Source organism: Pseudomonas sp. TWI628, assembly GCF_039673865.1.
In the GTDB taxonomy this organism is placed as follows: Bacteria; Pseudomonadota; Gammaproteobacteria; order Pseudomonadales; family Pseudomonadaceae; genus Aquipseudomonas.
The window spans coordinates 39,849-63,499 of the sequence record NZ_JBDJMM010000011.1; the positions used below are offsets into that span (position 1 = coordinate 39,849).

At 59.9% G+C, this 23,651-nt stretch carries 20 protein-coding genes and 1 pseudogene; 15 read left to right on the plus strand and 6 right to left on the minus strand.

The window, feature by feature from the left end:
- The first annotated feature begins 268 nt into the window (after nt 1–268).
- The 4 genes from ABE528_RS10445 to ABE528_RS10460 all read left to right on the plus strand — a co-directional run bounded on the left by ABE528_RS10445 (nt 269) and on the right by ABE528_RS10460 (nt 4,770).
- The gene (locus ABE528_RS10445) at nt 269–1,762 is read left to right on the plus strand and encodes an aldehyde dehydrogenase (protein ID WP_346652876.1); all 1,494 of its coding nucleotides are present in this window, start codon (nt 269–271) and stop codon (nt 1,760–1,762) included.
- Nucleotides 1,763–1,850: 88 nt separating this feature from the next.
- On the plus strand, nt 1,851–2,351 hold the full coding sequence (locus ABE528_RS10450) for a peroxiredoxin (RefSeq protein ID WP_152957387.1): 501 nt from the start codon (nt 1,851–1,853) through the stop codon (nt 2,349–2,351).
- A 229-nt stretch (nt 2,352–2,580) separates the two neighbouring features.
- Nucleotides 2,581–3,210: a dTMP kinase gene (locus ABE528_RS10455; protein ID WP_152957388.1), complete on the plus strand. Its 630-nt coding sequence runs from the start codon at nt 2,581–2,583 to the stop codon at nt 3,208–3,210.
- Nucleotides 3,211–3,240: 30 nt separating this feature from the next.
- On the plus strand, nt 3,241–4,770 hold the full coding sequence (locus ABE528_RS10460; RefSeq protein WP_346652877.1) for an FAD-dependent oxidoreductase: 1,530 nt from the start codon (nt 3,241–3,243) through the stop codon (nt 4,768–4,770).
- Between the two features lie 305 nt (nt 4,771–5,075).
- Here the strand turns inward: ABE528_RS10460 and ABE528_RS10465 are convergent, their stop codons facing one another.
- The gene (locus tag ABE528_RS10465; protein ID WP_346652878.1) at nt 5,076–6,971 is read right to left on the minus strand and encodes a GGDEF domain-containing protein; all 1,896 of its coding nucleotides are present in this window, start codon (nt 6,969–6,971) and stop codon (nt 5,076–5,078) included.
- A gap of 354 nt (nt 6,972–7,325) precedes the next feature.
- Between ABE528_RS10465 and ABE528_RS10470 the strand changes: the two genes are divergently transcribed.
- From ABE528_RS10470 to ABE528_RS10485, 4 genes are all read left to right on the plus strand, one after another.
- The gene (locus tag ABE528_RS10470; protein WP_346652879.1) at nt 7,326–7,493 is read left to right on the plus strand and encodes a hypothetical protein; all 168 of its coding nucleotides are present in this window, start codon (nt 7,326–7,328) and stop codon (nt 7,491–7,493) included.
- A gap of 216 nt (nt 7,494–7,709) precedes the next feature.
- Nucleotides 7,710–10,481 carry a heat shock survival AAA family ATPase ClpK gene (clpK, locus tag ABE528_RS10475; protein ID WP_346652880.1) on the plus strand — a complete coding sequence of 924 codons (2,772 nt, stop codon included), beginning with the start codon at nt 7,710–7,712 and terminating at the stop codon, nt 10,479–10,481.
- A 60-nt stretch (nt 10,482–10,541) separates the two neighbouring features.
- Entirely contained in the window at nt 10,542–11,012 is a 471-nt protein-coding gene (locus ABE528_RS10480; RefSeq protein ID WP_152957392.1) for a phosphate-starvation-inducible PsiE family protein, read from the plus strand.
- 145 nt (nt 11,013–11,157) lie between these two features.
- Nucleotides 11,158–12,939, plus strand: coding sequence for a monovalent cation:proton antiporter-2 (CPA2) family protein (locus ABE528_RS10485; protein WP_152957393.1), 1,782 nt, complete (start codon nt 11,158–11,160; stop codon nt 12,937–12,939).
- A 57-nt stretch (nt 12,940–12,996) separates the two neighbouring features.
- On the opposite strand, the gene ABE528_RS10490 is transcribed toward ABE528_RS10485, so the two are convergent.
- Complete coding sequence (locus ABE528_RS10490) at nt 12,997–13,560, minus strand: carboxymuconolactone decarboxylase family protein (RefSeq protein WP_346652881.1); 564 nt, start codon at nt 13,558–13,560, stop codon at nt 12,997–12,999.
- Between the two features lie 10 nt (nt 13,561–13,570).
- Nucleotides 13,571–14,899, minus strand: coding sequence for an aspartate aminotransferase family protein (locus tag ABE528_RS10495; RefSeq protein WP_152957395.1), 1,329 nt, complete (start codon nt 14,897–14,899; stop codon nt 13,571–13,573).
- Between the two features lie 223 nt (nt 14,900–15,122).
- Between ABE528_RS10495 and glnH the strand changes: the two genes are divergently transcribed.
- The 5 genes from glnH to ABE528_RS10520 are packed head-to-tail and all read left to right on the plus strand — an operon-like array spanning nt 15,123 to nt 19,240.
- Nucleotides 15,123–15,866, plus strand: coding sequence for a glutamine ABC transporter substrate-binding protein GlnH (gene glnH, locus ABE528_RS10500; RefSeq protein ID WP_152957396.1), 744 nt, complete (start codon nt 15,123–15,125; stop codon nt 15,864–15,866).
- Between the two features lie 31 nt (nt 15,867–15,897).
- A complete protein-coding gene (gene glnP / locus ABE528_RS10505; protein ID WP_152957397.1) occupies nt 15,898–16,554 on the plus strand; it encodes a glutamine ABC transporter permease GlnP in 657 nt (218 codons plus the stop codon).
- Nucleotides 16,551–17,273 (plus strand): glutamine ABC transporter ATP-binding protein GlnQ, encoded by a 723-nt coding sequence (gene glnQ, locus ABE528_RS10510; RefSeq protein WP_346652882.1) that lies wholly within the window; start codon nt 16,551–16,553, stop codon nt 17,271–17,273. The genes glnP and glnQ overlap by 4 nt, the downstream gene beginning before the upstream one ends.
- An 11-nt stretch (nt 17,274–17,284) precedes the next feature.
- Nucleotides 17,285–18,322, plus strand: a complete 1,038-nt coding sequence (locus ABE528_RS10515) for a C45 family peptidase (protein WP_346652883.1) — start codon at nt 17,285–17,287, stop codon at nt 18,320–18,322.
- Nucleotides 18,323–18,334: 12 nt separating this feature from the next.
- On the plus strand, nt 18,335–19,240 hold the full coding sequence (locus tag ABE528_RS10520; protein ID WP_346652884.1) for a MurR/RpiR family transcriptional regulator: 906 nt from the start codon (nt 18,335–18,337) through the stop codon (nt 19,238–19,240).
- A gap of 47 nt (nt 19,241–19,287) precedes the next feature.
- Here ABE528_RS10520 and ABE528_RS10525 read toward each other — a convergent pair whose 3' ends face one another.
- The 3 genes from ABE528_RS10525 to ABE528_RS10535 are packed head-to-tail and all read right to left on the minus strand — an operon-like array spanning nt 19,288 to nt 21,976.
- Nucleotides 19,288–20,310, minus strand: coding sequence for an NAD(P)H-quinone oxidoreductase (locus ABE528_RS10525; RefSeq protein WP_346652885.1), 1,023 nt, complete (start codon nt 20,308–20,310; stop codon nt 19,288–19,290).
- Complete coding sequence (locus ABE528_RS10530) at nt 20,307–20,528, minus strand: carboxymuconolactone decarboxylase family protein (RefSeq protein ID WP_152957401.1); 222 nt, start codon at nt 20,526–20,528, stop codon at nt 20,307–20,309. The genes ABE528_RS10525 and ABE528_RS10530 overlap by 4 nt, the downstream gene beginning before the upstream one ends.
- A gap of 11 nt (nt 20,529–20,539) precedes the next feature.
- Nucleotides 20,540–21,976, minus strand: coding sequence for an NAD-dependent succinate-semialdehyde dehydrogenase (locus ABE528_RS10535; RefSeq protein WP_152957402.1), 1,437 nt, complete (start codon nt 21,974–21,976; stop codon nt 20,540–20,542).
- A gap of 228 nt (nt 21,977–22,204) precedes the next feature.
- Here ABE528_RS10535 and ABE528_RS10540 point away from each other — a divergent pair, with 228 nt between their 5' ends.
- A complete protein-coding gene (locus ABE528_RS10540; protein ID WP_152957403.1) occupies nt 22,205–23,134 on the plus strand; it encodes a LysR family transcriptional regulator in 930 nt (309 codons plus the stop codon).
- A gap of 198 nt (nt 23,135–23,332) precedes the next feature.
- Nucleotides 23,333–23,523, plus strand: a pseudogene (locus ABE528_RS10545) (DUF1302 domain-containing protein); the annotation flags it as partial.
- Nucleotides 23,524–23,651 lie beyond the last annotated feature (128 nt).

Consider the following 23,651-nt stretch of genomic DNA (forward strand, 5'->3'; position numbering starts at 1 on the left):
AGCGGGCTCGCTACTGGTAAGGGCGTTTGAATAGAGGCGTGGCATGGGGTGGGGCGGCTCGAATGCTCCCACACTCGGGGAGGCCTCGAAATCACCCTTTGGGGGGAGCATTCTGCGCCCGTCGCGTAAACCCTGGCGCCCGCTGCTGGCGAGTATTTTCCTCTGCAAGGGGCAGCAAAAAGCTGGTTTCGCCGGGCCTGCGGCTGGGCCAAGAATGTTGCCCAGACCCATAACAATCGGACCGCAGGGACGGTCGTCAGGAGTGTGTATGTACGATCTCGGATACTGGCAACAGCGCGCGGCAGGCCTGAACTTGCGCGACAAGGCTTTGATCGGCGGCCGCCAGCTGGGTGCCGCCAGCGGGGCAACGTTCGACGCCATCAACCCGGCAACCCATCAGGTGCTCGCCCGTGTCGCTGCCTGTGACCAGGCCGATGTCGACCTGGCCGTCAGCACGGCGCGCAAGGCGTTCGAGCAAGGGCCGTGGCCGCGCATGGCACCCGTTGAGCGCAAGAAGGTGTTGCTGCGCCTGGCCGAGCTGATCATGGCCCACCGCGAAGAACTGGCGCTGCTGGACTCGCTGAACATGGGCAAGCCGGTCATGGATGCCTATAACATCGACGTGCCAGGTTCGGCCCACGTCTTCGCCTGGTACGGCGAGGCGCTCGACAAGCTCTATGACCAGGTCGCTCCGACCGCCGCCAATGCCTTGGCCACCATCACCCGCGAAGCGCTGGGCGTGGTTGCTGCGGTGGTGCCGTGGAACTTCCCGCTCGACATGGCGGCCTGGAAGCTCGCCCCGGCATTGGCGGCGGGCAACAGCGTGGTCCTCAAGCCCGCCGAGCAATCGCCGTTCTCGGCCTTGCGCCTGGCCGAGCTGGCGCTGGAAGCTGGCGTGCCGGAAGGTGTGCTCAACGTGGTCCCGGGCCTTGGCGAAACGGCAGGCCGTGCGCTGGGCCTGCACCCTGACGTCGATTGCCTGGTGTTCACCGGCTCCACCCAGGTCGGCAAGTACTTCATGCAGTACTCGGCACAGTCCAACCTCAAGCAAGTGTGGCTGGAATGCGGTGGCAAAAGCCCGAACCTGGTATTTGCCGACTGCCAGGACCTGGACCTGGCGGCCGAAAAGGCTGCCTTTGGCATTTTCTTCAACCAGGGCGAAGTGTGCTCGGCCAACTCGCGGCTGTATGTGCAGCGTTCGATCCATGACGAATTCATCGAACGCCTGCAGGCCAAGGCCCGCCAGTGGCAGCCAGGCAACCCGCTGGACCCGGCCAGCCGTGCCGGTGCCATCGTCGATGCCGAGCAGGCCACGCGCATTATCCGAGCCATCGGCCAGGCCGTTGATGAAGGTGCGCGGCTGGTCTGTGGCGGGCAACGCCTGACCATCGGGGCCTCGGACAACTACATCGAGCCGACCATCTTCGCCGGCGTCGACAAGCGCATGAGCCTGGCCCGGGACGAGGTCTTCGGCCCCGTGTTGGCGGTCAGTGCGTTCGATACCGAAGAGCAGGCAATCAGCCTGGCCAATGACAGCGTCTACGGCCTGGCGGCGTCGGTGTGGAGCGATGACCTGAACCGGGCGCACCGGGTTGCCCGTGCGCTCAAGGCGGGTACGGTGTCGGTGAACACGGTCGATGCGCTGGATGTGACCGTGCCGTTTGGCGGTGGCAAACAGTCCGGGTTCGGTCGCGACCTGTCGCTGCATTCGTTCGACAAGTACTCGCAGTTGAAGACGACCTGGTATCAGCTGCGCGGCTGATAAAATGCAAGGGCCACGGGGGCGAGCATGGCCTGATGGATTGCTGCATCATGGCAAGCTCGGCCATCCACTTACCCAGGAGACTGCGATGATCAAGCCCGGCGAGCAACTGCCCGACATTACCCTTTACGAATACAGTAACGGCGAGGGCGCCTGCCCGATCGGCCCGAACGCGTTCTCGGTGGGTGAGCGCTGCAAGCAGAAGAAAGTGGTGATCTTCGGTTTGCCCGGCGCGTTCACGCCCACCTGTTCCGAGCGTCACGTCCCGGGTTATGTCGCAGCGGCAGCAGAGCTGTTCGCGGCCGGCGTTGACGAGATTCTCTGTGTTTCGGTGAACGATGCCTTCGTCATGAACGCCTGGGGCAACAGCCTGCAGGTGGGCGACGCGGTGAAGATGATCGGCGACGGCAATGGCGAATTCAGCGAGGCGCTGGGGCTGATCCAGGACCTCTCGGCCCGTGGCCTGGGATGGCGTTCGCAGCGCTATGCCATGCTGGTTGACGACGGTGTGGTCAAGCATATTGCGGTAGAGGCGCCTGGCAAGTTTGAAGTCAGTGATGCAGCGAGCATGCTGGCTGTGGTGCGCTGATGGGTGCCTGGCCCGCAATACACATCTGACCCTGTGATGATTCGAGGGGTGGAGTACAAATGTGCTCCAGCCTGGAATCCTTGGCATGAAGGCCTTTTGATATCGCCCTGCGCTGGCCAAATTCTTTAGGGTTGGTCGACCTCGTCGAGCCGACAAGCGAGACCGTGGCCCGCTTTCAGTGCATCATGTTCATCTCGGTATCCAGACCCGCTTCCACGCAGTATTGAACATGAAACGTCCGCTATTTGTTGCGCTAGATGGCCCCAAGGGCACCGGCAAGACCACGCTGCTGGAGGCCATTACCCAGGCCCTGAGGGCAGACAACCGCAAAGTGATCCGGCTTTGCGAGAAAAAAAGCGACCCCTTCAGGGGCGAAACCATGGCGCTGGTCAACCAGCTCGTGAGAAACCCCTGCAAGGACCTGGAATTGAAGGTCTGTGCGCGGCTGGCCGATAGCCGTGCGTGGATTTCCCAAAACGTACTGCCCAGGCAACCTGCGGACAGCATCATCCTGATCGATCGCTGGTACCCCTCCGATGCCGCGTTTCGCCGCACAGTGCCGTTTGCCGAGATTCTGCGAATGAACCGTGAACGCAATGTGCAAGTGCCAGACCTGCATGTTGGCGTGGTCACCTCGCCCGATACCTCGTGGGCGAGGGCGGCGGCACGCACGCGTGGGCTGGGTAGTACGGTGATTCACAAGCTGGATGAGCAGGTCGCCTGTACCGAAGCGTTCGAGCGGGCGGTGGCGGATCACGGCTGGGTGCTGTGCCGTAATGAAGGCACGATCGCGCAGGCGACGAGCCAGGTGGTTGCCGAGATCCAGCGCGTGCTTGAGGTTCTGTGCCCGCTAAAATGACGTGTAATCATTGATGTGCGAGATGAGATCATGGCGCAAACCGACGTTCTCATTGTGGGCGCCGGCCCGACCGGGCTGGCTCTGGCACTTTGGCTCACCCGGCAGGGCATTGCGGTAAGGGTCGTCGACAAGAGTGCTGGCCCGGGCGAAGCGTCCCGCGCCATGGCTGTCCAAGCCCGCACGCTGGAGCTCTATCGCCAGCTCGATCTGGCCGAGGCGGTGATAGACGCCGGCTATAAAACCCCTGCCATGAACATGTGGGCGCGAGGCCGCCGCAGGGCGCGCATCCCGTTGAAGGATGCAGGCGCTGAAATCTCTCCTTACCCCTTTGTGTTGATCTATCCCCAGGATCGCCATGAGCGCTTGCTGGGGCAACAGCTGCATGCACTTGGCGTGGACGTGGAGTGGCAGACCGAACTGATAGCCTTTGAGGAGGGGGAAAGCCATGTCACGGCCACCCTGAAGCAGGCTGACGGGCGGGAAGGGGCATGCACTGCGGCTTACCTGGCCGGCTGCGATGGTGCTCATTCCCTCGTTCGGCATGCCATCGGCAGCGGTTTCGAGGGCGGCACTTATAAACAGCTTTTCTATGTTGCAGATGTCAGGGTAGCGGGCGTCGAACCTGCGGGTGAGGCACACGTGGCTTTTGACAAGTCCGACTTTGTGCTGCTTCTGTGCTATGGCGAAAAGGATCAATACCGCCTGATCGGTACCGTGCGAGACGAACGTGCCGAGCACCCTGAGCACCTGACGTTCGCGGACGTTGGCCATGATGCCATCAACGGCTTGAACCTCCAGATTACCGAGGTGAACTGGTTTTCCAGCTACCGCGTTCATCACCGCGTCACGGATCATTTCCGCCGTGGCAGAGTGTTTCTGCTCGGCGATGCTGCGCATGTTCACAGCCCGGCAGGCGGGCAGGGGATGAACACCGGGATACTCGACGCGAACAACCTGGCCTGGAAGTTGGCTGCGGTGATCAAAGGCCACTCGCCCGATACCCTGCTCGACAGCTATCCGATCGAACGTCAGGCATTTGCCCGCAAGTTGGTGGATACAACCGACAAACTGTTCAGCTTCGTTACCGCCCAGGGTGGCTTCGCTGATTTCGTGCGCACGCGCATCGCGCCGGTCATCGCCAGCGTTGCCTACAAGCGCGAGAGCGTCCGTGAATACCTGTTCCGCGTGGTTTCGCAAACCACCCTTGATTACCGTGGTAGCCCGCTGAGTCAAGGCAGGGCTGGTGCGGTTCAAGGCGGTGACCGTCTACCGTGGCTGCCCGGGGCGGTTGCCGATAACTACGAACCACTGAGCGCCATTGAGTGGCAAGTGCATGTGTACGGCGAAGCCAAACCAGAGCTGGCCCAATGGTGCAGGGAGCAGGGCATTTCACTGCATGTTTTCGCTTGGGAGCCTGTATGTGAGCGGGCCGGCGTGGCCAGGCATGCTGCTTATCTATTGCGGCCAGATACTTATGTCGCAGTGGCTGAGCCTGAGGGGAATGCATCTGCCTTGAGCCGATATTTTGAAAAGCAAGGCGTTGTGTTGCCAACGGCCTGAGCCTTGGAACAGGAATTGCTGCAGCCTGCAAAACACCACAAAGTGGGTAATACGGCAATGTTCTTTGAAGACCACTGTTTCATGTTTCTGGTCGCCGTCGCCGTGCTTGTCGTGGATGCAGTGGCCATCGTCATGTCTCTGCATGACAGCCCGCGGCGCATTGGGTTGGGCATGCAGCACCCATTATTGGGGAAGTGGGTGTTGTGTAGTCCTGGCGGGCAAGGAGGAACGGGAGGCAAAGCCAGAAGCACAGTCAGTGCTCATGGCTGTGGGCGCGAATGGTCAGCGCAGCCGGCACCCTGGTGTTAATTCAAGGTTCTCCCGTCAGCCAGGAAAATCCTGAGCGCCTCGTGCGACATTGGCCTGGCAAAGTAATACCCTTGGAAAATATCGCATCGGCCACTTTCCAGGAAGTCCACCTGGGGTGCAGTTTCCACACCTTCCGCGACCACGGACAGGCCGAGATGGTGGGCCATCGAAATTATCCCTTGAGTGATGGCGGCATCGTGTGGGTTGGTCGAAATATCCTGGATGAAGGAGCGATCGATCTTGATCTTGTCTATTGGCAAGCGCTTGAGATAACTGAGACTGGAAAATCCCGTACCGAAATCATCCAGCGCAATGCGTACACCTAGGTTTTTTAGGCGGTGCAATGTTGCAATTGCGTGTTCAACGTTATGCAGCAAGAGTGACTCGGTTATCTCCAACTCCAACTGCCCGGCGCTAAGCCCATGTTTGCTCAACACTGCCTGGATACATTCAACGAACTGACCGCGCTGGAAATGCATCGGCGAAATATTGACCGCCATCGAGATGTCGGTGAAGCCCTGATCACACAGGTTTCGCAACTGCGCGCAAGCCGTTTCGAGCACCCAAAGGCTCAGAGGGACGATCTGACCACTGTCTTCGGCCACCGGCACAAATACCGCAGGGGAGATGAACCCCCTGACCGGATGCTCCCAGCGCAACAACGCTTCGATCCCGACCACACGCCCAGTGCGCGCCTCGATCTGCGGTTGGTAATGCAGGCTGAACGACCGGGTCTCGAGCGCCTTCTGCAGGTCGTTGCGCAGGCTTCTGTGCTCGCAGACCCGCTGGTTCAGATCGCTGGTGTACCACTCAAAGTTGTTGCGACCTTGTTGCTTGGCTTTATACATGGCCATGTCAGCCTGCTGGATCAGCTGCATCGGCTGCCCGATGTGACCGTCGCTTAGCGTGATACCGATACTTGCGCTGACGTGCAGGTCGATGCCATGGATGCAATAGGGTTTGCCAATGCTGGCCAGCAGTCGCTCGGCCACCGGGACAACGTCTTCGTCACACAGCAGGTCCGTCAGCAAAACGACAAACTCATCGCCGCCCATACGCACGACGGTATCAGTCGGACGAACCTGCTGGGTCATGCGCTGCGCCACCTCGATCAGCACTTGATCGCCGAAGTAGTGCCCGATGGAGTCGTTGATGGATTTGAATCCATCCAGGTCGATGTACATGACCGCCAGGTGGCACTTACGTTGACGGCTGCTGCGACACTCCAGCCCAAGACGGCCCTCCAGGGACAGGCGGTTAAGCAAGCCGGTCAGCCTGTCATGGTTGGCATTGATGCTCAATTGGCGCTCGTAATAGGTGAACAATGAGCGAAAGCGTTGTTCGCTTTCCTCCAGGCGCTGGCCGTCACGCTCATGCCGGATCGCTATGGCAGCCAGCCGCGCCGCGCAGGTCAAGCGCTCGATCTGCGCCTCGCTTGGCGCAACCGCCTGATCCTGGTAAAGCGCAAATGTCCCAAGAACGCAGCCCTGATGCGAGAGTAATGGCAACGACCAGCAGGAGCGCAGATTGTAACCTAGCGCCAGACTGCGAAAACGCTCCCAGCTCGGATCGCGGGCTATATCTGCGGTGACCACCAGCTCGCGCCGGAATGCCGCCGTGCCACACGTGCCTTCCCGAGGACCGATGGGCATGCCATGGATCGCCTCGCTGTAGGCCGGTGGCAGGCCAGGCGCGGCACCCTTCAGCAAATGCTTGCCTTGCGCATCGGTCAGCAGTACCGAACACAGCGTGCCGGGATCCTGGGCGTCGATCATCAAGCAGATGGCGGTGAGGATGTCGTGCAGTTGATGATTGGTCGCGATCATACCGAGTATGTCGCGTTGAGACTCGGGAAGCGCCATGCTGTGAGAGCTCGTGCAGGAGGTGTTCATGGGGGATTGCTGAGTACAGGCGAGGCCTTCCGGTTGCCTGAGCGTCTCGAGCAGTGAGTGCCCGGGCGCAGTCCGATCGCACCCCGATCGCGAGATCTTATAAAGCAGTGGGCCTGCCACGAAAAAGACTCAGGTGATCGAAAAAAGAACGTATCAGATGGAGCGCATGCGGCTGAATTCGGCTTGCAACGGCCTGACCACCGCCCGCTGACTTTCACGGAACAAACCGCAGATACTGCTTGACTTCCGGGCTACCAGGCGCAGACTTTAGCCAGTATTGCAAAAGTTCCCCTGGGCTTGGCCGCGTCTGTTTGCGGCGCTCGCCCTCCAGCGCTTGACTCCCAGGCATGCTCAATGCTGGCGCTGGACTTCACGGATGCAGTGCTGGCTTTCCTTCGAATTGCCCGGTCTCAAGGAAAGAACATCCCGATCACGCACGACTGCTACAAGAGCAGCAGAAGTGCGCACTACCTCGTGCCGAACGCTATACGGCTGCTGCCCGCGACCCTTGAACCTGCCTGACGATGCCGATCAGGTTTTGATCAAGCGCCCATTCGACAATGGGCTGCTGACGATCATCCTCGACGAGCGCAAAGCGCGTGCATCGAAGCACAGCCGTTTGATTCCGAATTGAAGCTGACTCGGAGATTCCGTTGCAGTCGTCATGAAGGCCCACCAGCAGACGAGGCGCTGCGGCAGGCTCCACCTCGTCGTCCCTATGATTCAAGGAGCGCCCGCATGGCCAGCAAACAGTGTCAGGTCTGTGGCCAACCCGCCACGACACGGGTGGAAGCCAAGGTCAATGGCCGCCACAGCACCATGCTGTTGTGTGATGATCACTACCGCCAATTGGTGCGCCAGCAAAAACGCACCCTTTCCCCACTGGAGGCCCTTTTCGGCTCGCGCAGCGGTTTGTTCGAAGAATTCATGGGCAGCGATTTCTTCGGCAACGGAGAAGACTCGGTAACCGTTGCCGCAGATGCCGATGATGTGGCCGAAGCGTCGTCTGGCGAACCTGCCCGCGCAGGGGCTGGCGCGCCGCGGCGTCGCGGCAGCGGGCTGGCCAGCCGCATCAGTGAACACTCCGAGGCCCTGTTGCAGGAAGCTGCCAAGCGTGCCACGGAGTTTGGTCGGTCCGAAGTCGATACCGAACACCTGCTGCTGGCCCTGGCCGACAGCGACGTGGTCAAGACCATCCTGAGCCAGTTCAAGCTCAAGGTCGACGACCTCAAACGCCAGATCGAGGCCGAAGCCAAGCGCGGCGACAAACCGTTTGAAGGCGAGGTCGGTGTGTCACCACGGGTGAAGGATGCGCTGAGTCGCGCCTTCGTCGCCTCCAATGAGTTGGGGCACGCTTACGTAGGCCCCGAGCACTTCCTGATCGGGCTGGCCGAAGAGGGTGAAGGGTTGGCCGCCAACTTGCTGCGCCGCTATGGCCTTACGCCGCAGGCCCTGCGTCAGCGGGTAAGCAAGGTGGTTGGCAAAGGTGCCGAGGATGGCCGCGCCGAGGCGCCGACCGATACGCCGGAGCTCGACAAGTACTCGCGCGATCTCACCAGGATGGCGCGTGATGGCAAGCTGGACCCGGTCATCGGGCGGGCACAGGAAATCGAAACCACCATCGAGGTACTGGCGCGGCGCAAGAAGAACAACCCTGTATTGATCGGCGAGCCTGGCGTGGGCAAGACGGCCATCGTCGAGGGCCTGGCTCAGCGCATGGTGGCCGGCGAAGTGCCCGAGACGCTGCGTGACAAACGCCTGGTCGAACTGAACATCAATTCCTTGGTGGCCGGCGCGAAGTACCGGGGCGAGTTCGAGGAGCGCGTGCAGAAGGTGCTGAAGGAGATTGCCGAGCACCAGGGTGAGCTGATTCTCTTCATCGACGAAGTGCACACCATTGTCGGTGCAGGGCAGGGCGGTGGAGAAGGCGGTTTGGACGTGGCCAACGTCTTCAAGCCGATGATGGCGCGCGGTGAGCTGAACCTGATCGGCGCGACGACGCTCAACGAGTACCAGAAGTACATCGAGCAGGACGCTGCGCTGGAGCGGCGTTTCCAGCCGGTCATGGTGCCCGAGCCAACGGTGGCGCAGACCATCATGATCCTGCGCGGCCTGCGCGACACCTTCGAAGCGCACCACAAGGTCAGCATCACCGAGGACGCGATCATCGCTGCCGCCGAACTGTCCGACCGCTACGTCAGCGCGCGCTTCTTGCCGGACAAGGCCATCGATCTGCTCGATCAGGCTGCCGCCCGCGTCAAGCTATCGGCCACGGCACGCCCGGTTGCGGTGCAGGAAATGGAGTCGGAACTGCACCAGTTGCGCCGTGAGCAGGACTATGCGGCTTCGCGCAAGCACTATGACAATGCGGCGCAGATCAGCAAGCGCGTCGAAGCCACGGAGGCCGAACTCAAGCAGCGGGTCGAGGAGTGGGAGCGCGAGCGCGGCTCGGGCAGCACCGAGGTCAAGGCCGAACATGTGGCGCAGATCGTCTCGCGGCTGACCGGCATTCCGGTCAATGAACTGACGGTGGAGGAGCGCGAGAAACTGTTGCACCTGGAGCAGCGGCTGCATGAGCGCCTGGTGGGGCAGGACGAGGCGGTGCGCGCGGTGGCGGACGCGGTTCGGCTGTCGCGCGCTGGGCTGCGCGAAGGCAGCAAGCCGGTGGCCACGTTCCTGTTCCTGGGCTCCACCGGCGTCGGCAAGACCGAGTTGGCCAAGGCGCTGGCCGAAACCATCTACGGCGACGAGAGCGCCCTGTTGCGTATCGACATGTCGGAGTATGGCGAGCGCCATTCCGTGGCTCGGCTGGTGGGCGCGCCTCCGGGCTACGTCGGTTATGACGAAGGCGGCCAGCTTACCGAAAAGGTCCGTCGCAAGCCCTATAGCGTGCTGCTGCTCGACGAGATCGAGAAGGCCCATCCCGACGTCTACAACATCCTGCTGCAGGTGTTCGACGACGGGCGACTGACCGATGGCAAGGGGCGCGTGGTGGACTTCACCAACACCATTATCATTGCCACGTCCAACCTGGGCTCCGACATCATTCAGCGGCGGCTGAAGGCGCCCGGAGCAGCGGGTGAGGAGTACGAGAAAACCAAGGTCGAGGTGATGGATGTGCTGCGCGGGCACTTTCGCCCCGAGTTCCTCAACCGCATCGATGAGATCATCGTCTTCCATGCGCTGGGCAAGCAGGAGATCCGCCACATCGTTGGCCTGCAACTCGACCGCGTGGCCCGCAATGCCGCCAGCCAGGGCGTGACGCTGACGTTCGACGAGACACTGGTCGATCACTTGGCTGAAGTCGGCTACAAGCCCGAATTCGGTGCCCGCGAGCTCAAGCGAATGATCCGCAGCGAGCTGGAGACGGCACTGGCACGTGAGATGCTCGGCGGCGGCATTGGCAAGGGTGATCACGCCCATGCGCGCTGGGACGACAAGGCGGAGCGGGTCGGGTTCGAGCACCGGCAAGCCGTGCCGGCCAAAGAGCTCGACAGTGAAAGTGCGTGAAGCGCAGGCCGAAGGCTGCGGTTTCTCGTTGCAATGATCTTGCTGCTGAAGAGGTGAGGCATGAAGGACAGCAATGAGCCCGAGACCACGCGCATGCGACTGCGTCGCGAGTGGGCGGTGTTGACGTTCTACGAGCGTTTCGAGCAGATCGTCGCCCACATTCTTTCGCTGGTGATCGCGGTGGTTATCGTGGTGTCGCTGGTGCAGCTGATCCAGATAGTCTTCAGCCTGCTGATCATCGATGCGTTCAATCCGCTGGACCACCGGATCTTCCAGAATGTGTTCGGTATGGTCATGACGCTGCTGATCGCGATGGAATTCAAGCATTCCATCGTGCGCGTTGTGTTGCGCCGTGGCAGCATCATTCAGGTCAAGACGGTCCTCTTGATCGGGTTGATCGCGCTGTCACGCAAGATCGTGATCCTTGATCCCGATGTCAGCCCGGCCAAAGTCGCGGCGCTCGCTGGCGCTACCCTGGCCCTGGGGCTGACCTACTGGCTGTTGCGTGAGCGCGATGATCGAGTTGCCTAGGCTCTGTGTGAATGGTGCCAAGGCAAAGACTCAACGGGAAAAAGAACGCGGATGTGTAATGCCATATGCGTTCAGATCGAGGCGTGAAAACCTCGAACGCTACTTTCTCCATAACCGGTCCTGACAGGGGCTGAGGGTCGAGGGCATGGCCGCTGAAGGCAACGCAGGACTGTTGTTGGGCGTCATCACGTTGCTCAGCGCTGCCGTGGTGGCCGTGCCACTGCTCAAGCGCATCGGCTTCGGCTCGGTGCTCGGTTACCTGCTGGCGGGGATGATGATCGGACCCTTCGGGCTGCAGCTGGTCAATGACCCTCACACCATCATTGATGTGGGCGAATTGGGCGTGGTGATGTTTCTCTTCGTGATTGGCCTGGAGCTCAAACCCTCGCATCTGTGGGAGCTGCGCGCGCAGATCTTTGGACTGGGCAGCCTGCAGGTGTTGATCTGTGCCGTTCTGCTCACCGTCGTCGGCAAGGCCTTTGGTTTCCCTTGGCAGGTGTCATTCGTCTGCGCGGCCGGTTTTGTACTCACGTCCACGGCGATCGTCATGCAAGTGCTCTCGGAGCGGGGTGACTTGACCGAGCCGAGGGGCCAACGCATCGTCTCCATTCTGCTGTTTGAAGACCTGTTGATAGTGCCGTTGCTGGCGGTGGTGGCATTTCTGGCACCTACTGCATCGGTGCCCGAACCCAGCTCCCCCCTGTGGCAGCGCATGGCGACCGCAGCGCTGTCCCTGAGCGCACTGGTGGTCATCGGGTTGTGGTTGCTCAACCCGCTGTTTCGGGTATTGGCCCAAGCCAGGGCGCGCGAGGTGATGACTGCTGCCGCGCTGCTGGTGGTGCTGGGAGCGGCGCTGCTGATGGAAATCGGCGGCCTGTCAATGGCCATGGGCGCGTTCGTTGCCGGTGTGCTGCTGTCGGAGTCCACCTTCCGCCACCAGCTTGAGGCTGACATAGAACCGTTTCGCGGGCTGTTGCTGGGGCTGTTTTTCCTCGGCGTCGGCATGGCGCTGGATCTGCAGGTGGTGGCCAGCAACTGGCTGCTCATCAGCTCTGGCGTGCTGGCGCTGATGGTGGTCAAGGCGCTGTGTATCTACGGGGTCGCGCGCCTTGCGAAAAGCCAGCATGGTGATGCGCTGGACCGTGCCGTGCTGATGGCCCAGGGGGGTGAATTTGCGTTCGTGCTGTTTGCCGAAGCGCTGAAACTCAGGGTCGTCAGTGCCGAAATCAACGCCAACATGACGGCTATCGTGGTGTTGTCCATGGCCCTTACGCCGGTCAACCTTCTGTTGTACAAGCGCTTCGCGCGGCCCCGGGCGGTTTCCATGGACGGTGTGGAGCCGGCACAGAATCTTCAAGGTCATGTCCTGATCATAGGGTTTGGCCGTGTCGGCCAGATCGCTTGCCAGGCACCACTCGCTCATGGCGCCAAGCTTTCAATCATCGACATGGACCCGGAGGTGATCCGCGCCGTCGAGCCTTACGGTTTCAAGGTCTATTACGGTGATGGTGCCCGGCACGACCTGTTGCATGCTGCCGGGGCCCATCACGCCCGCACCATCATTGTGTGCGTGAATGACAAGAAGGCCGCGACACGCATCGTCGAAAGCACGCGGCACTATTGCCCGCAGGTGAAGGTGCTGGTGCGCGCCTTTGACCGCGAGCACGCGTTGGAGCTGGTCAAGCACGACGCCGACTACATCGTGCGGGAAACCTTTGAATCCGCCTTGCTGCTTGGCCACCAGGCCGTGCTGAGCCTGGGTGCCTCAGCGCACGAAGCCGACGCGGTGACCGACGAGGTACGCACCCGCGATGCCGAACGTTTTGCCCTGGAAACATCCGGCGGTCTATTTGCCGGGCGAGCGCTGGTCCTGGGAAATATCGAGCGCATTGAGCCGCCGCCCCACGAAGCGCGGAATGCTCAGTGAGCATGTCAGCCACGCTTCATCAACGGATCTGACGCAAGCCTTCCATGGCGGCTGTTTTCAAGGTTCAGGGAATGGCAAAGGTGCGGTTGTAGGGCGCCGGACAGCGAAGACGTTGAGCGTCATGGCCACCAAGGCGTAGTAGCCGAAAATCGCAACCAGCTCGACTACAGCGGGCTCGCCGAAAGCCTTCACCGCTTCCTGATAGCGGTCGTCACTGACCCGACGCGTACGGTAGAGCTCTTCACCCAAGTGGTAGACGATGGCCTCATCTTCCTGGATGAAGGTGGGTGTACGCTGTGCGCGCAGCGCGTCGATGACTTCGTCACTCAGCCCGCTGCTTCGAGCAATGGGCTCATGAATTTGCCACTCTGCCTGGGACTGCCACCAGGCTGCGGTGAGCAGTATCGCCAACTCGCTCAAACGCAAATCCAGCCGAGTGTGGTACCTGCAGAACGCCCCAAGGCGTTGTGCGTGATCAGCCAATGCAGGGCTGTGGATCCACGCAAGGAATGGGCCGTCCAGATTTCCCCGTGGCCCTTGGAGGATGTCACTTAGCACCTTGCGCTGTTCTTGGCTCATCTGCTCTTCAGGGAGTGAGGTCAAGCGGGATTGAATGTTCATGAGCGCTTTCTCAAACTCCTGCGATTGAGCTGTCTATTGCCAGCGCGAGCTTATCAATGATTTCGTCGATATGGCTTGAGTCGATGATGAAGGGCGGTGCCAGCAGAATGTGATCCCCTCGTTGCCCATCCACAGTTCCGCCCATGGGGTAGCACATCAGACCCTGTGCCATGGCCGCTTTCTTCACCCGTGCATGCAGTTTGATCGAAGGATCAAAAGGCGTTTTCGTTGCCCGATCATTGACCAGTTCGATGCCACGAAATAGCCCGCGCCCTCGAACGTCACCCACATGAGGGTGCCCGCTGAACCGCTCAAGCAAACGCGCGTGCAGGGCGTCACCCACCGTGACGACCTGGCTCAAAAGCCCGCGTTTCTCGATGGTTTTCTGCACCGCCAAGGCAGCAGCACAGGCGGTCGCGTGGCCTATATAGGTATGGCCGTGCTGAAAGAAGCCTGAACCGTTGGCGATAGCGTCACGGATCTTCGCACTGACCATGGTTGCGCCAATCGGCTGGTAGCCGGCGCCCAACCCTTTGGCGATGGTGATCAGGTCGGCAGTGATGCCCTCCTGTTCAGCCGCGAACAGTGAACCCGTGCGGCCCATGCCACACATGACTTCGTCGAGAATAAGCAGCACGCCATGGCGATCGCAGATTTCACGGACGCGTTTGAAGTAGCCCGCGACAGCTGGAACGGCACCCAAGGTGGCCCCTACGACAGGCTCAGCGATGAAAGCCATGACGTTTGCCGGGCCCAGGCGGCAGATTTCCGATTCCAGCTCTTCGCCTAGTCGCTGGGCATATTGCTCAACGGTTTCACCCGGTAACTGATCACGGTAGGCATAACTCGGGCTGACGTGGCTGACGTTGATCAGCAATGGCTCGAACTGCCGACGTCGCCATTCGTTACCACCCGCCGCCAGGGCACCCAACGTGTTTCCGTGATAGCTCTGGCGACGTGCAATCACATGCTTGCGACTGGGCTGGCCAATTTCCACGAAGTATTGCCGCGCCAGTTTGAGTGCGGTTTCCACCGCCTCAGAACCGCCGGACACGAAATAGACAGACTCCAGCCCTTCAGGGGCGCGGGCGACAAGAAAATCTGCCAGCTCTTCCATGACATCAGTGGTGAAGAAAGAGCTGTGGGCGTAGGCCAGTTGCCCAATCTGATGGCGTACTGCCTCGATGACCTCAGGGTCGCTGTGGCCAAGGCAAGAAACTGCTGCGCCTCCACTGGCATCCAGGTAGCGCTTCCCGGCGCTATCAATCAGATAAGGCCCATCACCTGCTACGGCTGTGGGGTAGGTATGGCTGAAGCTTCGATGCAAGACGTGGCTCATGATCACCTCCAAGGGGTGTGCAAATATTACTTGCATATAAATCAGAAGCAACGGATATTTGCATTTCACCGCAGGAAGCGCCGCTCGTACTGCGCTGGTAGACGCGCGCCCTTGGCATGGAATGCCGCCAATAACAATCAGGGGCCTGCCCCATACCTTGCTACTGCCGCTTTCCCTCGGGCCGACAACGGCAACCGAGCCTCCCCCTTGAAGAGGAAAGACGATGAAAAAATTTCTTAAGGTATCGCTTGCAGCTTTCGCTCTTGCCATTTCAGGCACCTCGATGGCCGCCGGAAAAGAGTTGCTGATCGCAACCGACACGGCGTTCGTGCCTTTCGAGTTCAAGCAGGGCAATGAGTATGTGGGCTTCGATATCGATCTTTGGGCGGCAATTGCCAAAGAGCTGGGTGTGACCTATCAGCTCAAGCCAATGGATTTCAACGGCATCATTCCCGCGTTGCAAACCCATAACGTGGACGCGGCGCTTGCCGGGATCACAATCAAGGAAGAGCGCAAACAGGCTATCGATTTCTCCGACGGTTACTACGACAGCGGCTTTCTGCTGATGGTCAAAAGTGACAACCAGACCATCAAGGGTGAAGCAGACATTGCCGGCAAAAGCCTGGCGGTGAAGAGCGGAACGTCGGCAGCCGACTATGCCAAGGCCAATCTCAAGGCCAAAGATCTGCGTCAGTTCCCGAACATCGACAATGCCTATCTGGAACTGCGCACGGGGCGCGTCGACGCCGCCATGCACGATACGCCAAACGTGCTCTATTACATCAAGACCGCCGGCGAAGGTCAGGTCAAAGCCGTGGGTGCACAGATGATGGCGCAGCAATACGGCATCGGCTTCCCTAAAGGCAGCGAACTGCGCGAGCCAGTCAACGCAGCCCTGAAGAAACTTCGGGAGGATGGCACCTACGCCAGAATCTATGAAAAGTGGTTTGGCACTCAACCACAGTAAATCCTTCCAAGTTTTCTGAGAGTTCACCGTTATGCAATTTCAATGGAGCGCCATCTGGGATGCGCTCCCGGTTCTGCTGGAAGGTGCCAAACTCACGCTCTGGATCTCGATCCTGGGCCTGATCGGCGGCGCAATCATCGGTGTGATCGCGGGCTTCGCCCGCGCTTACGGTGGTTTCTTCAGCAGTCGGGTAGCGTTGGTATTCATCGAGCTGATTCGTGGCACCCCCATCATGGTGCAGGTGATGTTTATCTACTTCGCCTTGCCCCTGATGATTCCCGTGCGCATCGATCCGTTCGGGGCCGCCGTGTTCACCATCATGATCAACTCGGGTGCCTACATCGGCGAGATTACCCGAGGAGCCGTCCTGTCGATCAACAAGGGCTTTCGTGAAGCCGGACTGGCGCTGGGGCTCTCTCGCCGCGACACCCTTCGCTATGTCATCACACCGCTGGCGTTTCGCCGGATGATTCCGGCCCTGGGCAACCAGTGGATCGTCAGTATCAAGGATACGTCGTTATTCATCGTCATCGGTGTGGCCGAACTGACCCGCCAGGGCCAGGAAGTGATCGCCGGCAATTTCCGCGCGATGGAGGTCTGGTCTGCGGTGGCCGTGATCTACCTGATCATTACCCTGGTGCTCAGCTACATCCTGCGCCGTATGGAAGCGAGGTTGAAAATCCTGTGATCGAATTCAAGAACGTTTCCAAACACTTCGGCAGCACTCAGGTGCTCCATAACATCGACCTGAGCATTGCCTGCGGTGAGGTCGTGGTCATCATCGGGCCGTCGGGTTCTGGCAAATCCACCTTGCTGCGCTGCATCAACAAGCTGGAAGAAATCAGCGAGGGTGAGCTGATTGTCGACGGTTTGAAGGTCAACGACCCCAAGGTCGATGAGCGCCTGATTCGCCAGGAAGCCGGCATGGTGTTCCAGCAGTTCCATCTGTTCCCACAGATGACGGCGCTGGAAAACGTGGCGTTCGGACCGATCCGGGTGCGCGGGGCAAGCAAGGCCGAAGCGCATGCGCTCGGTCGTGAGCTGCTGGCCAAGGTCGGCCTGGCCGAACGCGCTGACCATTATCCGTCGCAGCTGTCAGGCGGCCAACAACAGCGAGTGGCCATTGCCCGGGCGCTGGCGGTCAAACCCAAGATGATGCTGTTCGACGAGCCGACTTCTGCGCTGGATCCGGAGCTGCGGCATGAGGTGCTGACCGTGATGAAGGCGCTGGCAGAGGAGGGGATGACCATGGTCATCGTCACCCACGAAGTGGATTTTGCGCGCAAGGTCGCCAGCCGATTGATCTTCATCGATAAGGGGCGCATCGCCGAAGACGGCAAGCCACAAGAGCTGATCGCCAATCCACCCAGCCCGCGCTTGCGCGAATTTCTCCAGCACGTTTCATAAGGGGCAACGCGATGCTCGCTCAACTTCACATCGCCGGCAATGCGTTCGAACTCGGACGGCGCCTGGGTGAATTCGGTCGTCAATCCGTACATGGCAAACTGCGCCTATTACCACTGTGGCAACACCTCGTTTCGTTGGCCGACACGGATAAGGCGCGGCAAATGAAAACGCAGGTGCGTGAACGGTATCCGCGTTACTGGCAGGAGATCGAAGGCCTTGCCGCCGGGCTTGAGTTGCCGGTCGACGAAGTCTTCATGTGGAACTGCCGGGGCGATTTTCCTGGGCTCGTGAGTGTGGATGGCTGTACCACTGTGTTTGGTCAGGCAGAGCAGGAGACACTGATCGCCCACAATGAAGACGGGCTGCCCCAATTGCGCGATGATTGTGCCATTGTCCACGCCAACCCGGAGGAGGGTGTGGCCTTCATCAGCTTCGTCTATCCCGGCTCGATCCCGGGCCATACGTTTGCAGTCAACGCGTTCGGCGTTGTTGCGACGGTCAACAACATCCGCCCAACGGATATCCCCGCCGGCTTGCCACGGATGATTCTGGGGCGTGCTTCGCTGGATGCCCGTACGGTGGATGAGGCGATTGCGGCGGTCTCCCTGATGCCTCGCGCCGGGGCTTTCCACCACGCGTTCGGGCAAGCGGGTACCTCTCGTGTCGTCAGTGTCGAAGCGACATCAGATGGCGTTGTAGTGCGTGAGGTTGAAGCATCGAGCGGCCACTCGAACCATCTCGTCGATCCGTCGTTTCGGGATTTCAAGCAGATCGTGACAGGGAGTTCTGGCGCTCGTCAGCACCGAGTCGATCACCTGTTAGCCGGCTCAAACCGCAAGCTCGACCTGGCGCTCGCCCTTCAGATACTGCGCGACGAGGAGCGTGCAACGTTGCCAGTCTACCGCTGTGCGGACGATGATCCTGATGACGAAAATACGCTTGCCACGGCGGTCTTCACGCTGACATCCAGCGCTGTAGAATGGCGGGTTTATGCGCGCCGAGTGACAGATCATCCTGACGCCCAAGGCGCTGTTGTGTTAGTCCAATAGCGGATAACTCCGATGACGCAGTTCAATGAATACCTACCAGAAACAGTGACTGAGCTGAAACAGCTGCTGGCTGCCATCGATAGACAAGAGGTGGATATCGCTTTGGGCGGCAGTTCGACGCGCGTGCTGACCCAGATGATTGAATCGCCGCAACACGCAGCGGTGTCTTCAATCACTGAGTTGGCCGCGCAGTTCGGCGTTAACGCCTCGACGCTGTCCAGGCTCGCCAGGCGTCTTGGGTATTCAGGGTTCAGCAAATTGCAGGACGTCTTCCGACGAGAGCTGACAGAGGGCAAAAGCTTCTACAGCGATCAGGCGTCACGGTTAGTGGTCAATACGGAAGGTGTGGGGGCGATTAGCCAATTGGCACGATTGGGTCGCCAGGAAAGCGCCAACATTGCCAGTATGGTGGAGCAGGTCGATCCCGCTGCGTTTGACGATGTTGTTGGGCTACTTTGCAGCGCCAAACGCGTGCGAATCCATGGTATGAGGCAATTCAACTCTTTGGCGCTGTTCATGTCCTATGGGCTTGGCATGCTTCGGCCGGATGTCAGCGCGCTGGACTCCAGCCGACAAGGTGTTGCTGATGCGCTTGCTCAACTGGATGCAGGTGACCTGTTGGTTGTCGCCAGCTGCTTCCCGTATACCCCGAGCGTGCTGGCGACTGCCGAGGTGGCTAACCGGCACGGGATAAAGGTCGTGGCATTGACGGACTCTGCCAGTTCGCCTTTGGCCAAGACCGCGCTGCACAGCTTCTATGTGCCCAACCATAGCCTGTTCTTCAGCAACAGCATGTGCGCCTTTATGCTCCTGGCGCAGGGGCTGCTTAGTGCGGTAGCAGGCGCCTTGGGCGAGACCGCAGTCGCAGCGCTCAAGTATCGTGAAGAGCTCATCTCTGAGTTGAATTCCTCGCTGTAAGTTCTGCACGAGGTTTTTCAAGAAGCCCGCCGGAGCGGGCAAAGGGGCTAACACTGGCTAGGCCTGACTCTAAGACAGGCTCCAAGCGGCATCGTAAGTATGATCTTGCCGATATTGAGTGAGGCCTCCATTTTTCGATGAGCATCCGCGGCTCGCGCCAATGGGAAGGTGCTATCAATCACGGGCTCAAGACTGCCTCCTCCCTCGAAACGATCAAGCCAGTGTTCGCGAAAGCGTCTGACCATCGCATGTTTTTCAGACTGTGTGCGGGACTTCATCACTGTGCCGATGATCTGCAAGTGGCGGTATAGAACGTCTTCCAGCTTGAGGTTCACTTCACCACCGCCACCCAGCATACCGACCTGTACCAGGCGGCCACCCTTGGCGAGCGACTTGATGTTCCTCATGAAGTAGGGCTCACCTACAAAATCGATGATGACATCCACACCTTGCCCATCCGTGTGCTGCGCGACGACCTGGGCAAAGTCCTGCGCTTTGTAATCGATGGTGAAATCGGCACCTAGATTCTCGACCCGGGACAGTTTTCCTGCCTCTGCGGTGGCGAAGACCTTGGCGCCCATGGCGTAAGCAAGCTGCACGGCTGCTGAGCCAACCCCACCTGCGGCAGCATGAATGAGTACTGACTCGCCTGGTTTCAGTTGCGCCAGGTGGATCATCGCTTCGTGAGCGGTCACAAAGACTTCCGGGATCGCTGCAGCATGCACGTAGTCGAGAGCACGCGGGATCGGCATCGCCATGCGGTAATCGATACGCGCGACTTCTGCATAGGCGCCGCCACCCACCACTCCCATCACGCGATCGCCGACTTGATAGCCTGACACTTCACTGCCAACCTCGATCACCTCACCTGCAATCTCCAGGCCGATGATCAGCGAGTCGCCGAAGTTGGGACGCCCGTAGCCACCGGTACGATGGGTCAGATCAGCTCGGTTAACGCCGGCAGCATGCACGCGAACCAGCAGGTCGGCGGGGCGGACTTCCGGCACAAGTACCTCACTCACCTGGAGCACTTCAGGGCCGCCAAAGGTTTCAAAGGTGATCGCTTTCATGGGTTCAAAGGCTCCGAGTCAACGAGTGTGGAATGGGCGATGGCAGATGCCGTGATCGCTGCAGGAAATCCTGCATAGAAGGAGAGGTGGGTAATGGCTCCGGCGAGCTCTTCATGCGTTATGCCGTTGGCAACGGCTCGCCGCAGATGCGCCGGCAGCTCATCTGAATGACCACCAGCAATAGCCTCACGAGGGCTTGCAAAGTTGAGACCTGTCATGTGGCGGCTCCTCAAACCTGGCTGATGAATTTATTGGTGAGGTAGTGCTCGATACCTTCGATGCCGCCTTCCGAACCGTGACCGCTCTCCTTGATGCCACCAAAGGGGAGCTCTGTCGCGACGATGCGGTATTGATTGATCCCGATCATGCCGGCCTCCAAACCGTCGGCAACATCGATGGCCGTCCGTGCATTGGTGGTGAAGGCATAGGCCGACAGGCCATAGGGCAAGCGGTTAGCCTCGGCCAATCCATCCGCCAGCCCTTCGAATGGCATCAAGATGGCAATGGGGCCGAACGGCTCCTCGTGCATGATGCGGGCATCCATTGGCACATCGGCCAACACGGTGGGTGCAAAGAAGAAGCCTGGCCCAGGCAAGGCCTCACCACCGGCCAACACCTGGGCGCCCTTGGCGACAGCATCAGCCACCAGCTCCTCCATCTTGTTCAGTTGCCTCAGGTTGGCAAGCGGCCCGACTTGCGTATGTGGGTGCATGCCATTGCCGACCCGCAGAACTTTGGTTGCCGCAACGAATTGATCTACGAATTGCTGGTAGACACCCCGTTGAACCAGGAAACGGGTTGAAGAAATACAGACCTGGCCGGTACCGCGGAAGCGGTTGGCGACGCCTTCCACAGCGGCTCGCTCCACGTCGGCATCGTCGAACACCAGCACTGGGCCATGGCCACCCAGTTCGAGCGTGATCGGCTTCACGCCTTCGGCTGCGCGACTCGACAACAGACGGCCAATGGGTACGGAGCCCGTGAAGGTCACCTTGCGAATAATCGGCGACGCGATCAGCTGGCTTGAGACCTCATCAGGCACACCAAACACGACCTGCAGCACACCTTTCGGCAGCCCGGCATCATCCAAGGCACGAGCAAGGGCGAGGGCAGTGGAGGGGCTTTCCTCACCAGGTTTGAGAATGACGCTGCAGCCGGCCGCCAGCGCGGCAGACAATTTGCGTGCTGGCGTAATTGCCGGGAAATTCCAGGGTGTGAACGCAGCAACGGGGCCTATTGGCTGGCGCTTGACCAGTTGCAGCACACCGGGGCGGTTCGCTGGTACCACACGGCCATCGATGCGACGCGCACTTTCAGCGAACCATTCGAAATACTCTGCCGCCCGAGTGACCTCATCCATGGCTTCGCCAATGGGCTTGCCTTCTTCGAGCGTCATCTGCGCGGCGATGTGTGCCGTACGCTCCAGGATCAGGGCGGCAGCGCGTTTGAGAACCCGGGCACGCTCGGCTGGAACCGTGTTGCGCCATTGCTCAAACCCTCGCTGTGCCACCTCAAGGGCCAGATCAAGTTCGTCAGCAGTAGCCAGCGGCACCTGCCCAATGATTTCTTCAGTGGCGGGGTTTCTGACGGTCGCAGTTTTACGGCCGTCTGCGTCGATCCATTTGCCGGCGATGAAAAGATAAAGCGAGTCGTACGGTGTGTTCATGGCTGTGGCCTTCATAGCATTCTCTGTTGAACTGCCCCTGCGCAGCTACGCAGGGCTCGGATGACGGTGGCTGGCGCCGGTCCGTGGAATTGAGTCTATGGAGGTCACCGAGAAGGATTTAGCCCAGTTGAAGGGAATGATTGTTGTGCAGAAAGGTAAAGTAGCTTTCAAATGCACACCGATTTACACACAGTGCGGGGTGAATGAGCTGGCTCAGGGGAGGAGGCGATGGACAAGTTTTCTAACATGTCGGTGTTTGTGAAGGTGGTTGAAATGGGCAGCTTCACAGCGGTTGCCAACCACCTCGACTCCACGGTGGGGAATGTGTCGCGAGCGGTGTCGGCACTCGAGCAGATGCTTGATACGCGCCTGTTACAGCGCTCCACCCGACGCTTGTCGGTCACTGATGCAGGCAGACGCTTCTATGAGCGCTGTAGCATCATCCTTGCCGACCTCGAAAACGCTGAAGCAGAGGCGAGCAATGCATTGCTCAAACCCCGAGGTACGCTTCGCGTCCATTGCGTGCCTGGGCTTGCTCGACACCTTGTAACTGAGGCTGCACTGGAATACCGCAAGACGTTTGGTGACGTTACAGTCGATTTGATGCTCTCACAGCGCATGCCAAACTTGCTGGAAGATCAGCTGGACGTGTCCATTCAGATCGCAAGGGTGCTGCCAGACTCAAGCTATGTCAGCCAAAAAATTGGAGTCAGCCACTGCGTGTTGGTGGCATCGGCCGAATATCTGGCGAATCACGGAACACCCGAGACACCCGCAGATCTGGTTGATCATCAATGTCTCTTGCTGGGTACGGTGGATTACGCGCGGGATGAGTGGCAGCTCAAGAGTCGCATGGGCGATGCAACGTTCATCCCCAGCGGGCCAGGCTTCAGTGTGAATGACATGGAGGCCATGTCTGTAGCGGTCGGAAGCGGTGCGGGTATCGGCTTGCTCGCGGGCTTTGCCGCCCTCGACGATTTACGTTCTGGGAAACTGGTACGAGTGCTACCCGATTATTTCACTGAGGAGCGGAATGTGTACGCGGTGTACTCGTCGCGGCAGTTCATCGATGCCAAGATCACCCGGTTCATTGAGGCCTTGAAGGACAAGGTCGGGAGCCGGCTGGCGGTGATTGCCGAGGAGCTCATCAAGATTTAACGGTGGGGGCGCTGCCACTTAATCGACATTTCCAGATAGTACGCCATTTTACAAGTGGGCGATGTTTGATGTTCATAAGTCGCTCGCGGGCCAACCAACGCTGGCTTATCTGCTCCCGAAATGATGTGGCTGTTCAGCGATTGGTGTTCATAGAGGTCATACTCGGTGCTGAAATCATCAGCAGACGGTGGCGATCCACTGCAGGGCTATGGGCGCATGCCGATGCTGCAGGCGCAGATGACGGCCACGCAACTCTTCGACCAGGTCATGGGGGCCAGCCGCCTGACCGTGATCGGTGAGGTGGGATACAACCGCATCAACCGCCTGGGCGATAGCGATGGCAGTGATTTGCGCTTTGGCCGCAGCACGATTTCGGTTCCGGCGAACTGCAGACCGGCGAAGGTGCCGGCCCCACGGGACCACAAACCTGCACCGGATCGCCGCGCCAGGTACCCGGCGCGGCGGCCGGGGAAACGCGACTGAGCAACCACCTGCGCGGCAAGCTCGACTTCCCTCG